We start from the raw sequence: 14,661 nt of genomic DNA, 5'->3' as shown, positions 1-14,661 counted from the left end.
GACTATATTTTAATTTTACGAGACAGTATAATAATGCAGATAGGTTAGCAGCCTTTTGGAACTCGTTTAAATATAATAGCCATGTATAATCAAAAATTTTCATAGCATTATTTATCGTGTTGGCAGATAATTATAAGAATCTTTAAAAACATGGAACAAATCCATCATGGATTTTCCTAAGTATAAGTGGACTGACTAAAATGAAATTCCAATTCTCTACAGCTCCTAAAATCATTTTCGGCCCGGGCACAGCCAAATCAATCCCGGATCATGCATCCCGTATGGGCAATAAGATCTGCCTCATCACAGGCCGAAATCACGAAAGGACTAAATGGCTGATAGCAGCTTTAGAAGATAAAAAACTTCCACCGTTCATAATTACTGTCGGCAATGAACCGGATACTAATTTTATTTCAAAACAAGCTAAAAATGCTCGCGAACAAGGCTGTGATGTTGTCATTGCCATCGGCGGAGGAAGTGTGCTTGATTCAGGTAAGGCTATTGCCGCTTTGCTGAACAACCAACGTGACATATATGATTATCTGGAAGTGGTAGGTAAAGGCATGCAGCTCGAAGGTAAGTCTGCACCGCTGATAGCTGTTCCAACTACATCGGGAACAGGGTCAGAAGTTACTTCCAATGCTGTACTTCTATCTAAAAAGCATGGCGTAAAAGTAAGTCTGCGTTCGACAGACATGATTCCTGATCTTGCAATAGTCGACCCTGTTTTAACCACATCAATACCTCCAAAAGTTACTGCTAATACAGGTATTGATGCCTTAACTCAGCTTATGGAGGCTTTTGTATCTAAATTTTCTACTCCCATAACCAGTCCTCTCTGTAAAGAAGGTATGGCACATGCCGCAGCCTCTTTACATACTGCTGTTACTGAAGGAAACAACATAGAAGCACGTAGCGGTATGGCACTGGCAAGCCTTTTTTCAGGAATTGCTCTCGCCAACGCTAAACTTGGTGCTGTTCATGGATTTGCAGCTCCGCTTGGAGGACAATTTAAGGCACCGCACGGAGCTGTATGCGCAGCACTTCTTCCACACGTTATGGAAATAAATATCCGAGCCCTTCAAGAACGGATGCCTGAGAGCAGTTCACTTGCAGCCTATACTGAAACAGCCCGAATTCTAACTGGCAAAAGAGACGCTACTGTGACTGACGGAGTTAAATGGGTGAAACAACTGTGTACAGATTTGAATATTTCCGGTTTAGCTGAAATGGGCGTCACTGAAAATGATTTCACTGAGCTTGCCCTTAAAGCCGCAAACTCCAGCAGCATGAAAGGAAACCCCATTGAACTAACTCAGGGTGAGCTTATTGAAATACTGCAACTTGCCTTTTAAATATCTAAGTCAAAAGGCTTATCCTATAAACAGGATAAGCCTTTTGAACCACATCCCTGTTCACGACATATTTCCTCTTTTAAATTCATACGTCGAACCATGAATCCTTTCACAGTCTGATCAGTTCATATTGCCGTTAGGCTAAAGCTCCAAGTGAGCTTCCTGAATACATAGCACTGGCCTGATCCTGATAAGCACGCATAGCCATACGCTGCATTATTGATTGTCCAGACTGTCCGTCTTCTTTTTGATAAGGCTGATTTTTATCCCCCCTTCTGCCGACAATATCCTCAAGAGAACTATCACCATTAGTGTAAGCCCGCTCTAATTCATCACTTGTTACAACTCCGTCCTGATTATAATCATACTCATCGTATTCTTCTTCCCCCTCCTCACTGGAACTCGACGAAGAGCTAGAACCAGATGCGGAACCGGCTTGAGCCGACATTCCCTCAGAAGACATCATTCCTTCTGGAGGAGTCATACCGGCCTCAATTTCCTCACTGGAGATTTTACCATCACCGTCAGCGTCAAGAGTATTAAAAAGTTCATCCTCAAGGCCGGACTCTTCCTGGCTGATCAGGCTGTCACCATCGGTATCAAGTTCATTGATAAGAGAATCAACTATACTACCGGAATTGCCACCTTGCATCGTCACAGACATCCGGCCCAGCATCGCCATCTGCTCTTGTATCTTCTCAAAATCAGCAACTATTTCTTCCTGAGAAATAGTACCGTCACCATCAGAATCAACTTTATTAAAGCGATCCTTATCAAGAGATGACTCCTCAAGACTTATCAGTCCATCGCCATCGCTATCTTCTTCTCCAATAATGCTCTTGGCAAAATCTTTTGCGGAACCCTTTTGACCAGTGCGGTTCAAACTGAACTGGTCACTGGAGAATAGATTTCCGACCATTGAGCTGTCTAATGCGGAAATACTCACCACAAACCTCCTTGCATTTTTAAAAAGGCAAATTTTTCCTTTTTTCGCGATGCAAGGAAGACTAGCAACTATGGTTCCGTATTATATTAAGAAGCATTAAGGTCAAATTCAATTGCATTACAGATGTAAAGAGTTGGCATAGACACATGCTTAATCATTTGAATTGAATTTTTTAAAATCTTATGCTTATTATAAAGTAGGTCTTTAATTTTTTTCACAGCTGGAGGCGAACATATGAACTCTCTAAAAATTTTCTTTGTAACGTTTCTATTTCTTTTGACCATACTGGCTGGAATTTTATACCCTACAAAGTCTTCAGCTTACGATAATTATGATTTCTGGATACAAACACCTACCAACTGGAACAACAAAACTGACGGCCTTAATGGAGGATTAAAAAAACAGGTCATGGCACCTGATGGAAACGCTTTCATAGAAGTATATGCACACTCCGGTAACAACCCAGGATTGCAAAATCTTGCTGACAAAATGGAGCAGGGAATAAAGGATCGTGGCGGGATATACTTCCAAAACAGAATAACCAGCAAAAATGTTCAAGCAGATGGACATCCTGCAATTTTCAGAGAATACAGCTGTAATTACAATGGAAACAAGCTGCGGTCCTGTGCATTATATACATATGCGAACGGCGGTGCTGTTGTCGCAATTGGTGTATATGTCGAATCACTAGCTCAAAAATATCATAATCTAGTATACAGAAGCATAGGAAGTCTTCGTTTTACACCTCCTCCAACCATGTCCGCCAATGATCCATATGGGACTATGCCTCCAGCACACGGTAATAACAATAACCCATACGCATCAGACGAAGGAGTCTGTGACTTAATCGTAGGAAAATGGAAATGGTTTACAAACTCTGTAGTTGAATTCCAACACGGAGGCAGAATGCCAGGAAACGGTAACTATTGGAAATGCGTCGATTCAAATCAACGCAAGTTCGTGGTTAACTGGGGTAATGGAAAATGGATAGATAATCTTATACTATCGCAAGATGGAAACCGTCTTGACGGTAAAAATCAGATTGGTAACAAGGTATGGGGAACAAGACTGTCAGGATCATCTGCCCCTCCAACTCCCCCCTCAGCACCTCAAGCTGTTCCGAAAATGAATTATGCTAAAGAAATTAAAGGTAATATGTCCGCCAGCTGGCGACTTGCACACGGTAGTATTAAACCATCAGATCCTTCAGAATGGGAACTCAGCACAGTAGCAGGGACAACCCTCCGGTTCACTGATCCATACAAAAAAGGAGCTCAGCGCTATCGTGTAAAAATTACAACTAAAAACAGGCAGCCGGTAGAAGAAAGAGTTATCGGTATGTCCGAACATATTACTATAGGACCGGGGATCTACAACATCAAGGTACTTCCAGAGGGAGGATATGCAGGATGGCGATGTGAATGGCATTAGGTCAGGTAGACAAAAAAATAATATTAAAAACCGGCGGGTAATTTCACTCGCCGGTTTTCATTTTAAATAAGATACTCTTTAATTCAATAGAACGAGACTGTCGACGCCCCCATTTACAGCAACTTAACTTTATGCAGCGACTGATATTCCAAGTATTTGGTTATGCCGTAATAAATTAATTTTTTTCAAAAAACCGTTGACTTATGTTTGGCAATTCCATAGAAGTCTCTCCGTGACGTCGGGATGTAGCGCAGCCTGGGAGCGCACTTGAATGGGGTTCAAGGGGTCGAAGGTTCAAATCCTTTCATCCCGACCACTTTAAAAGATACCCCAAAGGCCGTAATTCTTTGCAAGAATTACGGCCTTTTCTTTTAAAAACCGATTTTAAAGATTATCACCCAAGGCTTTTAACGAAGCTCCCGCTATAGCGGTTGAGCGTGCCACACGGCATTATCGCTAAAAAAAGCCTTAATATAAAGGTGCTCCCATGGCTCAGTAGGTAGAGCGCGTCCTTGGTAAGGACGAGGTCAGCAGTTCAAATCTGCTTGGGAGCTCCAGCAAAAGTAAAAGCCCTTGCTTAAAAAAAGCAAGGGCTTTTACTTTTGCTCACTCAATTGAAACTGTATATTATATTTGTATAGCTCAAATAAGTTTTAAACAGCCAATTCAGCATGTTAACAAAACAACTTGACTTTAATAGCACCGCATTGATAACAAAAATCTACGGAGGGATTATGAAAAAATTTTTATTGTTATTAAGTGCTATTTTAATATGCACATCCATAGGATGTGTTGGAAAAAAAACTGCTATTGGAAACTCTTTCTATTCAACAAATTCACCTTCTCTTACAATTCAATTCCCTAACAACATGAATTATATAGGTGAAAAACATCTCACAAAGAGTCCAAGTAATATTCAAGTATTCTATTATGCAGCAAAAGATGAAGCTGAAAATTATAGCGAAGGCTCATGGATTGAGTTTTTATCCGTGCCTAATGGATGGTATTTATATCCCAAACATCTTCCAGGTGGAAATTCCCCTAGAAGTGCAATATTTACCAAAACGATTGATGGCGACCAATATTATTGCAGAATATTTATAACAAAACCTGATCCTAATGGTTTTATTGAAAAATATTTTCAAGACAATGGTCATAAACTTCCGAAGTACTCAACGGTAAGAGTATGCAACAAACTACTTTCCACTAAAAAGAAAATAGTTTTAGGATATGCTGAATCAACTGATTCGGAAACAGCTGAAAAACTGTTTTGGAAAAACATGAATATCAGTAAAAGGTTAAACCAGCAGCAAATTGAATTCTTTGATGCTTTTGATAAAAAAGCTGATGCTAAAATCTCACTCAAAAAATTTGAAGAAACAGATATGCCAACCACCAACTAATATAACTAATAACAAACAAAGTTCTCCCGCAAGGGAGGACTTTGTTAGCTACAACTCCATATAAAAACGTCTCCTACTCCCCTATATCTTCAGCCCATAATTCCGGCTTTGTAGCTTTCAACTCTTCCATAAGGGCAATACACCTACTGTGATCAAGAATATCAACTTCAATCCCATTTGACTGTAAAAACTCTTCATTACCACCAAAATTTCTATTCTCACCAATCACTACGCGCGGCACTCCAAACTGTACCATAGTACCGGAACACATCATACAAGGAGATAATGTTGTATAAAGAACTGTATCTTTATATGTTTTCTGACGACCTGCATTACGCAGGCAATCCATCTCGCCATGAGCAATAGGATCTCCTTTTTGTACTCTCTGGTTATGTCCCCGCCCAATAATGATTCCATCCCGGACCAATACAGCCCCGATGGGCAGTCCTCCTTCGTCAAAACTTTTCTTGGCAAGCATATAAGCTTCATCCATAAATTTCATATCATTATCTGACATTGCCCACTCCTAAAAAATATCCTGATATGTAATACACTGCATATTATACTCTTACAGATTCACTTTGCCTACTGACAAAAGTAAAAACCACCGCAGCCCCGGCTGTACCCAGAACAGCTATCCACAGAAAGCCTTCATAACCTAGCAGATCAACCATTACTCCACCCATCAAAGGCCCCAGAAAAGACCCCAGATGCACTGTAAGCATCATCATATTAGCATTAAAACTACGATATTCAGGTTCACTGACAGTAAACATTAATGAATTTAGCGCGGGGGAACTTAGTCCCATTCCGATACCAAAAATAGTGGCAACAGGCAGGATCAAAGATTCATCATTTAAGTTCATGAGGAATAAAAAACCGGCTGATGTAAATATAAAAGCGGTAAAAATAAGCATGACCTTTGAAAAACGATCAAAAACAGTTCCACCAAAAAAACGAATGGCAATCATTATTCCCATCTGCATTGAAAAAAAATATCCAGCATTGCCGATTCCTCTAGAATAGGCATAATCCTGAAACATGAAAAATAATCCACTAAAAGTTATGAAATAAACTCCGTTAGCTGCCAATACATTAAAAATATGAACCCGCTTCAGGTTCGAATATGATTCTCTTGTAGAAATTTTAGATGGGAGTAAATTATGGTCAGCACCTGCTTTAAGCAACCCAATTCTATAACGTAGAAAAAGTGCCAGCAAAAAAGCAAGAGGCATCAATCCTGCGGTGCCAGCATAAAGCCAGCTAGGATTTGCAATATATACAGATAATCTTTCTGATAAATAAGGCATTAAAGAATATGGCAGAAGTAACGCAGTAGAATACAGACTGAAAGCAGATCCAGAATTTTCCGGACTGATCATAGAAACCAGCAAAGTCATGCATGGCGCTAGAAAAAGAAAAACTCCGATTCCTTGAACAACACGTATTAAAACCAAAGCCCACAAACTGGTCACTTGTATATAAGCGAGCCCACACAAAATGAGAAGCCCCATACCGACAAACATAAGTCTATACGTATTCCTGACCGTAATAGAGCTGCTGGCAACTCCGTACATGATCATTGAGGAGAGAGAATACAAACTGATTACGATGCCGGAAATACTTTTTGAAAACCCAAGGTCTTGCATGTAAACATGAAAACTATAGAAAACGGATACGTTACACACACCCATAAAAACAACTGTACATAAAATTATGAATTCAAAAACCGGCAAGTGATCTTTCTTTACAGCCATATTTATTCCAGTTTAAAGAGTCCAATAAATGATTAAGTAAAAAAGTTTTAACGGCTATTTGTTTACATTGATCACTTACTTTAATAAAAAGGCATTATACAACATACTTGAATTTGAAAAGCGTGGAAAATCAAATGACATTATCAACAACTGTCGCTTTAATATTAGCTGTACTTATATTTGCAGCTATACCCGGACCAGGAGTAATGTCTATTCTTGCCCAATCAGTAGCTCGCGGATTCAAATTTACAGCATTATGGTGTCTCGGGATCGTCATGGGAGACCTCGTATATCTGCTTATGGCTATCTTCGGTATGGAATTTGCTGCCAAACAAATTGGACCAGGATTTATTGTTCTAAAGTTGGTAGGAGCAGCTTATCTGCTGTATTTGGGACTTAAATGCTGGCTGGCACCTGCTCCTTCTACGGATCAACCAAAACTCCCCCAAAAGAAGGGAGTATTTAATACCGTCATTGCAGGACTGTGCCTGTCACTTGGTAACCCGAAGCTGATCGTATTCTACTGTGGATTTCTACCCGGATTCGTTAACCTGCAAGAATTAACAGGAACAGAATCAATCATGATTATCTGCGCCATCATTCCAACTGTGCTTAGCGTTCTTTTAGGCTATGCCTGGGTAGGGGCAAAAGGACGTAAGATTATCAGGAGTCCCAAGATATGGAAAACGGCTAATCGCTGCGCCGGTTCAGTTTTGATAGGCTCCAGTATCGCTGTGGTAACAGAATAACCTGCCCCATGAACCTAGCATAAAAATCAAACTGATTATTACTCAATAACCTTCATTTTTTCCCACTTTCCACACTTGAAGCGATAATAAAAAACAAAACTCAGAACCACTACATAAGCCGTAAATATACTCCATAAATAATATGATCCGGCCTTGATAAACTCTACGCCTACATAGCATGGAATAACCATAATAGTCAGACAGAAAAAACCTACACTTTTCATAACAAAAACAACATCTCCAGCTCCTTTAAGCGCACCGGAATAAACTAATGCCAGTCCGTCAAAAAGGATATAGGCAACCATAAACATGAGAAATATACGCCCATGCTCAAGAACATTTGTGAACTGTACATCGGTTATATCGTTCGGCCTGAACATGGAAATAAGTATATCGGGCATAGCGATATAAATAATTCCCATAAACAGCATCCAGATGCAGGTAATGTGAAAAGCACAGACGGTTGCCCTTTTGGCATAATCAGGTCTTCCCTTACCTATCGCCTGCCCGACCAGAGTACTGACCCCTACAGAAATTCCGTAAGCAGGAAAAAAGGATACTCCATCAATGGATAATGCAATATTACTGGCTGCAAGGATTATGGTTCCAAGACGGCCTATCATATATACGAAAAAGGTAATGGCAAAAATATCCAGAAAAAACTGAACTCCATTAGACAATCCGAATTTAATAAAGCGCTTAAACAGCTTTAAATCAAAACCGTAATTAGTTCGTGTTTTATATAATCTCTCATTTTTATTACTGAAAATAAGGGGACAATAAATTGATACAATTACAATCCATGCTACAGCTGTAGCGACAGCAGCGCCACGGATTCCCATTTCAGGGAAAAACCAGACTCCATTGATCAAAGCATAGTCCAAAGGAATATTTATTATTGCCCCGATCATATTCACAACCATGACCGTCCGGGTCAATCCACGACCTGAATAAAAACCGGACAAAGCAGTATCAAGCACCGGAAGCCCTGCTGCAAGCATTATAATTCTGAAATATTGAATTTCAAGTTCCAGAACTTCAGGTGGATGTCCCCCGCTAACCAGTACTGGAGTCATAGTATATGCCATAGACGCCAGTATCACCCATGCCCCCAGCGAAAAATATATTCCCTGCCACAAACTTGCTGCGACCTTTTCAGGTTTGGATGCTCCGGTATACTGAGCTATAAATACATTTATGTAGCTGGCAATTCCCATAAAAAATGAGATAAATAAAAAAGAAAGAATCCCTGCCGGAAGCGCAGCAGCAATAGCTTCCACTGAATATCTTCCAAGAAAAATACGGTCTGTAACCTGCATTATAGTAGTAGATGCCATACTGATTGCCAGCGGCATACTAACTTTTAAAACATCTTTATAACCGAATGGTTTATCCCATAAGGATATCATTTTATATACTCCTGAGAGTCAAATGCGGCTGGAGAATTGTTACAGAAGTCGCATCACGTTTTTATCAAATTAATGAAGAATAAATCGCCGTCTAAGAAGATATCATCATGTAAGAGATATTTTTATTGAGCAACAAAAAAAGCCACTTCCAGTATCCCGGAAGTGGCTTTCAACAGTCAAAATATCAAAAAACTATTTAACTGCGTCCTTGAGGAACTTTCCGGGGGTGAATTTTACACCGCGAGAAGCAGGGATCTGGATAGCCTGGCCAGTCTGGGGATTACGTCCGGTACGTGCGGAGCGTTCAACAGTCTTAAATGTACCGAAACCTGTAAGGGTAACATTACCTTCTTCTTTGAGGCCATCTTCAATAGCGCCGAGAATTCCTTCCAAAGCAGCGGAAGCGTCTTTTGCGCTCATATCCAGTTTTTCCCGGATTTTCTTTACAAGAACAGTCTTACTCATAGTTAACTCCTTAAAAATGATTTTGTCCGCACAAATGGCGGAATATCCGTCCCCTTAAAAGGCCCCTACACCAGAAAGTGAGAAAAAGCCATAGCCAAAGGCGAATCGAAACTTGTTAACGAATTTCTGAGAACATAAAAATATTCAACATTATCCAGCCTGGCACAATCAGCTGGTCGGACTAAGGGTGGAGGAGGCGGATTACAGACATTAGCGTAGTAATGTCAAGCTCTAATAGCGATTCAGCATAATTATTGCCATTTTTTTTCGCAAAAACACCAATATTGCTTATTTCGAAAATTCTTAAAAGTAAATTAACTTTTTTTAACTCATGGTGTTGACTTACTCATCAGCTGTCTTAGTTTAGCATAGCTTCTTCATTGAAGTATTCGGCCTGCGATAATACGCAGGCTTTGAAACTTAAAAGTTTGATCCGTCTAACTCGCACGGATTACTTATTATTATCACAAAAGTTTATTTTATTCTGGAGGAAACATGAATCTCAAGCCGTTACAGGATCGTGTACTTATTAAACGTTTGGAAACCGAGCAGAAAACTGCCGGTGGAATTATCATCCCCGACTCCGCAAAAGAAAAACCTATGAAAGGTGAAGTTGTTGCTGCCGGTCCAGGTAAAGACAACAACTCCATGTCTGTTAAAGCTGGAGACGTAGTTCTTTTCGCTAAATATGCAGGCAACGAACTCAAAATTGATGCTGATGATTTCATCATCATGCGCGAAGAAGAAATTCTCGCAATAGTTGAGTAATTTTTAAGCTCTACACATAATATTTCTATATTTTCAGGAGAATCATTGAAATGTCTAAGACTATTAAATTTGATGTAAAAGCGCGTGAAAGCCTCAAAATTGGTGTAGACACACTTGCTGATGCAGTAAAAGTTACCCTCGGACCCCGTGGCCGTAACGTTGTTATCGAAAAATCATGGGGCGCACCCACCATTACTAAAGATGGTGTAACTGTTGCCAAAGAAATTGACCTCGAAGACAAATTCGAAAACATGGGCGCACAGATGGTTAAGGAAGTAGCTTCTAAAACCAATGATATCGCTGGTGACGGAACAACTACTGCAACTGTCCTCGCTCAGTCCATTTTTGCTGAAGGTGTTAAGCTTGTAGCAGCTGGACGTAACCCCATGTCCATCAAACGCGGTATTGACACTGCAGTTGCTGCCATTGTCGAAGAACTTGACAAACTGGCAAAACCCACTCGTGATAAAGCTGAAATTGCTCAGGTTGGAACAATCTCTGCAAACAGTGATTCAACCATTGGTGAAATCCTTGCTGAAGCAATGGATAAAGTAGGCAAAGAAGGCGTCATCACAGTTGAAGAAGCCAAATCCATGAAGACCGAGCTTGATGTTGTTGAAGGCATGCAGTTCGACCGTGGATACCTTTCCCCTTACTTCGCAACTGACACCGACAAAATGGTTTGCGAATTCGAAAATCCTATGATTCTTCTTTGCGAAAAGAAAATCTCCAATATGAAAGAACTGCTGCCCATCCTTGAGCAGGTTCTCAAAATGTCTCGTCCCCTGCTTATCGTAGCTGAAGATGTAGACGGTGAAGCTCTGGCAACTCTGGTTGTTAACAGACTTCGCTCCAGCCTCAATGTTTGCGCTATCAAAGCTCCCGGCTTCGGTGATCGTCGTAAAGAAATGCTTAAAGACATTGCAACCCTCACCGGTGCTACTGTTGTTTCTGAAGATATCGGTCTGTCTCTTGAAACCTTGCCTCTCGAAGGTCTGGGTAACGCAAAACGCGTTAAAATTGACAAAGAAAATACCGTTATTGTTGATGGCGCTGGTTCTGTTGAAGAAATCAAAGGACGTGTACGTCAGATTGAATCTCAGATTGCAGATTCCTCCTCTGACTATGATCGTGAAAAACTTCAGGAACGCCTCGCTAAACTCGTTGGCGGTGTTGCAGTAATTAAAGTAGGTGCTGCTACTGAAGTTGAAATGAAAGAAAAGAAAGCACGTGTTGAAGATGCTCTGAATGCAACCCGCGCAGCTGTTGAAGAAGGCATCGTAGCAGGTGGTGGTACCGCTCTAGTACGTTGCTCCAAAGTTCTCGATGACCTCAAAGTAGGTAACGACGATGAACTTGCTGGAATCAACATCATCCGTCGCGCTGCACAGCAGCCTCTGCGTATGATCGCAGAAAATGCAGGTTTTGAAGGTTCTGTTGTTGTTGAGAAAGTTGCTGAAGGAACTGATGGTTTCGGCTTCAACGCAGGAACAGGCGTATATGAAGACCTCATTAAGGCCGGTGTTATCGACCCTAAAAAGGTTACCCGTATCGCTCTTCAGAACTCAGCTTCAGTATCCAGCCTGCTGCTGACAACTGAATGCTCCATCGCAGACTCTGTTGAAGAAGACGCTGAATAGTTTTGTACTAGATTAATTATTAAAGGCCCTGCAAGCTGATGCTTGCAGGGCCTTTTTTAGTACTTTCAAATCCAGATATTCAAACTTACTAACTTCACTTACCTTTAAATATATTCATTCTCTGTCAGCCAATCATCCATAATCATTACTGAACAGAACCACGCCTTGATAGTTCTTCATACATTATCCATGTTTTAAGGAATTCTTCATCAAAGGATCTTTTCTCGGTATATTTTCGAGCACTTTGTTTCATATATTGTAAAAGTTCAGGATGATCGCTGAACCTTAAAATGGCTCTGGCCATAGCATCAGCATTCCCGGCTTCGACAATAAGCCCGGTTTTATCTTCAATTAGGTTTTCGCAAGGACCTCCAAAATCAGTCACAATTACGGGTAATCCGGAAGCCTGTGCTTCGAGAACCACATTACCAAATGTATCCGTTGCCGAAGGAAATACAAAAATATCAGAACTGGCATAACATCCTGTTAATTCTTCACCTTCGAGATACCCTGTAAAAGTTACCGGCAATCCCCTGAGCAACCTCTGCATTTCTTCAAGATACGGTCCCTCCCCAACAACAACAAGATGGAGCTCCGGCCGCATCGGAGAAACTGTTTTGAATGCTTCTGCAAGAATATCGAGATTCTTTTCTTTAGAAACCCGGCCAACATAAAGCAACTTTACGGCTTCTTTTACTTTAAATCGTCCGCTATAAAAACCATTTCGCTTTTCAGGAGTGAAACGCTCGATATCAACACCTCTTGGATATACTTTGATTTTATCTCTTCCAACACCTTTCTCAATCAGTTCATCACCTGTTGCCTCAGAAGGCACAAAAACGGTATCCATTTGATTGTAAAACCAGATCATGAATTTCCACGCCATATCTTCTAAGCCAGTATCTTCGGTAAACGCTTTTACATATTGTGGAAATGCCGTGTGATACGTTCCATGTACAGGTAGTTTCAAAAGTTTTGCAACAGCAAGCCCTGCAAGGCCCACAGGACCGGGTGTTGCAAGATGCAGCAAGGTGTAATTATTTTCAAGACAATGTGATAAAACACGTAAAAAAGGTGGGTACTTAAAAGACAGTTCAGGATACTCTGGAAGATTGAATTCACCGGCAGGCTTAAAATTTACAACCTGTCCACCTCCACTATCTGATCCGCAAGTCACGACAGTTAAATTTTTGTTATGCTTACGTGCAACCTCAAGTTGATTTTGAAGAGTCAATGCAACTCCATTTATATCCATGAAAGTGTCTGTAAAATGTGCGATCTTTGTTTCTGCCCCAAGAGGATCGCCCAAATCAAAAGTAAACATGCATTCACGAGCTAATTCCCTCTCACTGGCAAAAAGTCCATATGAAAGAAAATACGGAGCCAGAATGGCATATAATGATCCGGCTGCACCTATTGTATGGAATACATCAAAAAAATTAGCACCGATTGCACTATTTATAATTTTATTTCCAAGTCCTGAAAGAACCTTGTCTGTGGCATTTCCTACAAAACGAAACCATTCCTCTTCAAGCTCTTCTGGGCATATTTTTGAACCGTCACAAACTTTGCGTGCTCCTTCGTCACTTTCAACAATATGATTTGCTTCACGTAAAAGAGCAGCCTGAACACAGTCTGAAGTTTTATAATATTTCTTTGACTTATGCCTATATATAAGGCCTTGCAATTTCTCAAGTAACGTAGGCAATTCCTTGTCACCAGGATCAAGGATGTTATCTATGAACCGAAAACATTCTGCGGATCTCTTAAGCTTTGTGACGTCAAAATGACTTTTATAGAACTGGTAGGCGATACCATAAAGATTATGAGCCATTGTATGTGGAGTGGCAGCGTTGCCTTGAACCATACACTTTCCTTCGTCTACAGCTTGAAGCATTTGCTGCGGAGTGTTTACGCCAACAATTTCAGTATAAACTCGCGCAATATTGATTCCAGAATGGTCATCTGAACCTCCGGTAAGCCCCTTAACCCACGGGGTATTCCCATATGGCTCGATGTTGTGCTTATTAGCAAGGAAATCAACTTTTTCAGGATTAAGGCTATTCACAATGCTTCGCAAGGCTGAATTCTGTATTTCATCTCTGGTTCCATTCAATTCCAACAAATTAAACATGAGCAGAGATTTCTCAAAATGATCCGGCGTAAGTCTCTCGTTAACGGCAAAAAGGGGATGGGCAAGAACATGAACAATGCCTTGTTCTCGTAAGTAGACAACCAGATCATGAACGTTTTCACGTATCTTTTGAAACTCACGATGATGCTCTTCAGTTATGTTATATGCAAGAACATGAAGCTTACAACCGTCTTCAGGAAAATATGTTGTTATCTCTTCGCTGACAAATGCGTTATCAAGGTGTGCAATTTCTAGACTGCCATTAATGGTATTATGATCGGTTATAGTGACCATATTCATTGATCTAGCACATGCTCTTTCATAAATCTTAAGCGGCTCTGTAAAACTCTCAGGACAATTCAACTTCTGCAAAATCCATTGGGAAGGTCGTGTTGAATATTTTGAATGAACATGTAAATCCACTCTAACATTGGTAACGTTCATGGCAAAATCCTCCTGACACTATCTCATTATTCTGGCACGAGATTGGTCGTTCATTTTGCCTATTCAATAAAGTGGAGCCGTCTAAATAACCCTACAATTAAGTTACGGTTCAACGTTTTTTCAGAAACCATAAAAAAGGCCGTGTCCTTATGAGACACGG

12 protein-coding genes and 2 tRNA genes are annotated in these 14,661 nt (G+C 40.5%); 8 read left to right on the top strand and 6 right to left on the bottom strand.

The features are described from left to right. Positions 1 to 200: 200 nt before the first annotated feature. Positions 201 to 1,355 carry an iron-containing alcohol dehydrogenase gene (locus H589_RS0117780; RefSeq protein WP_027723283.1) on the top strand — a complete coding sequence of 385 codons (1,155 nt, stop codon included), beginning with the start codon at positions 201 to 203 and terminating at the stop codon, positions 1,353 to 1,355. 136 nt (positions 1,356 to 1,491) lie between these two features. Here H589_RS0117780 and H589_RS0117775 read toward each other — a convergent pair whose 3' ends face one another. Next, the gene (locus tag H589_RS0117775) at positions 1,492 to 2,301 is read right to left on the bottom strand and encodes an EF-hand domain-containing protein (protein ID WP_027723282.1); all 810 of its coding nucleotides are present in this window, start codon (positions 2,299 to 2,301) and stop codon (positions 1,492 to 1,494) included. 234 nt (positions 2,302 to 2,535) lie between these two features. On the opposite strand from H589_RS0117775, the gene H589_RS0117770 reads away from it, so the two are divergent. From H589_RS0117770 to H589_RS0117755, 4 genes are all read left to right on the top strand, one after another. Beyond that, positions 2,536 to 3,732 carry a hypothetical protein gene (locus tag H589_RS0117770; RefSeq protein WP_027723281.1) on the top strand — a complete coding sequence of 399 codons (1,197 nt, stop codon included), beginning with the start codon at positions 2,536 to 2,538 and terminating at the stop codon, positions 3,730 to 3,732. 239 nt (positions 3,733 to 3,971) lie between these two features. Then, positions 3,972 to 4,048, top strand: a tRNA-Pro gene (locus tag H589_RS0117765). Between the two features lie 165 nt (positions 4,049 to 4,213). Then, positions 4,214 to 4,289, top strand: a tRNA-Thr gene (locus H589_RS0117760). A 177-nt stretch (positions 4,290 to 4,466) separates the two neighbouring features. Beyond that, the gene (locus H589_RS0117755) at positions 4,467 to 5,135 is read left to right on the top strand and encodes a hypothetical protein (protein ID WP_027723280.1); all 669 of its coding nucleotides are present in this window, start codon (positions 4,467 to 4,469) and stop codon (positions 5,133 to 5,135) included. A gap of 73 nt (positions 5,136 to 5,208) precedes the next feature. On the opposite strand, the gene H589_RS0117750 is transcribed toward H589_RS0117755, so the two are convergent. Next, positions 5,209 to 5,652 carry a nucleoside deaminase gene (locus H589_RS0117750; protein ID WP_027723279.1) on the bottom strand — a complete coding sequence of 148 codons (444 nt, stop codon included), beginning with the start codon at positions 5,650 to 5,652 and terminating at the stop codon, positions 5,209 to 5,211. 43 nt (positions 5,653 to 5,695) lie between these two features. Then, positions 5,696 to 6,892: an MFS transporter gene (locus tag H589_RS0117745; RefSeq protein WP_027723278.1), complete on the bottom strand. Its 1,197-nt coding sequence runs from the start codon at positions 6,890 to 6,892 to the stop codon at positions 5,696 to 5,698. A gap of 134 nt (positions 6,893 to 7,026) precedes the next feature. On the opposite strand from H589_RS0117745, the gene H589_RS0117740 reads away from it, so the two are divergent. Then, positions 7,027 to 7,641 carry a LysE family translocator gene (locus tag H589_RS0117740; RefSeq protein ID WP_027723277.1) on the top strand — a complete coding sequence of 205 codons (615 nt, stop codon included), beginning with the start codon at positions 7,027 to 7,029 and terminating at the stop codon, positions 7,639 to 7,641. A 38-nt stretch (positions 7,642 to 7,679) separates the two neighbouring features. Here H589_RS0117740 and H589_RS0117735 read toward each other — a convergent pair whose 3' ends face one another. Both H589_RS0117735 and H589_RS0117730 read right to left on the bottom strand, forming a co-directional pair. Further along, positions 7,680 to 9,050 (bottom strand): MATE family efflux transporter, encoded by a 1,371-nt coding sequence (locus H589_RS0117735; protein WP_027723276.1) that lies wholly within the window; start codon positions 9,048 to 9,050, stop codon positions 7,680 to 7,682. Between the two features lie 192 nt (positions 9,051 to 9,242). Continuing rightward, entirely contained in the window at positions 9,243 to 9,515 is a 273-nt protein-coding gene (locus H589_RS0117730) for an HU family DNA-binding protein (protein WP_027723275.1), read from the bottom strand. Between the two features lie 495 nt (positions 9,516 to 10,010). Between H589_RS0117730 and H589_RS0117725 the strand changes: the two genes are divergently transcribed. Together H589_RS0117725 and groL are read left to right on the top strand one after the other, a co-directional pair. Then, positions 10,011 to 10,283, top strand: a complete 273-nt coding sequence (locus H589_RS0117725) for a co-chaperone GroES (RefSeq protein WP_027723274.1) — start codon at positions 10,011 to 10,013, stop codon at positions 10,281 to 10,283. Between the two features lie 50 nt (positions 10,284 to 10,333). Continuing rightward, positions 10,334 to 11,923 carry a chaperonin GroEL gene (gene groL / locus H589_RS20055; RefSeq protein WP_035076581.1) on the top strand — a complete coding sequence of 530 codons (1,590 nt, stop codon included), beginning with the start codon at positions 10,334 to 10,336 and terminating at the stop codon, positions 11,921 to 11,923. A gap of 145 nt (positions 11,924 to 12,068) precedes the next feature. On the opposite strand, the gene H589_RS0117715 is transcribed toward groL, so the two are convergent. Further along, positions 12,069 to 14,501, bottom strand: a complete 2,433-nt coding sequence (locus tag H589_RS0117715; protein WP_027723273.1) for a glycosyltransferase — start codon at positions 14,499 to 14,501, stop codon at positions 12,069 to 12,071. Positions 14,502 to 14,661: the final 160 nt, after the last annotated feature.

Source organism: Maridesulfovibrio zosterae DSM 11974, from assembly GCF_000425265.1.
Classification (GTDB): Bacteria; Desulfobacterota; Desulfovibrionia; order Desulfovibrionales; family Desulfovibrionaceae; genus Maridesulfovibrio; species Maridesulfovibrio zosterae.
The sequence above is the reverse complement of the archived record's forward strand: the minus strand, read 5'-3'. Positions and strand labels throughout refer to the sequence as shown.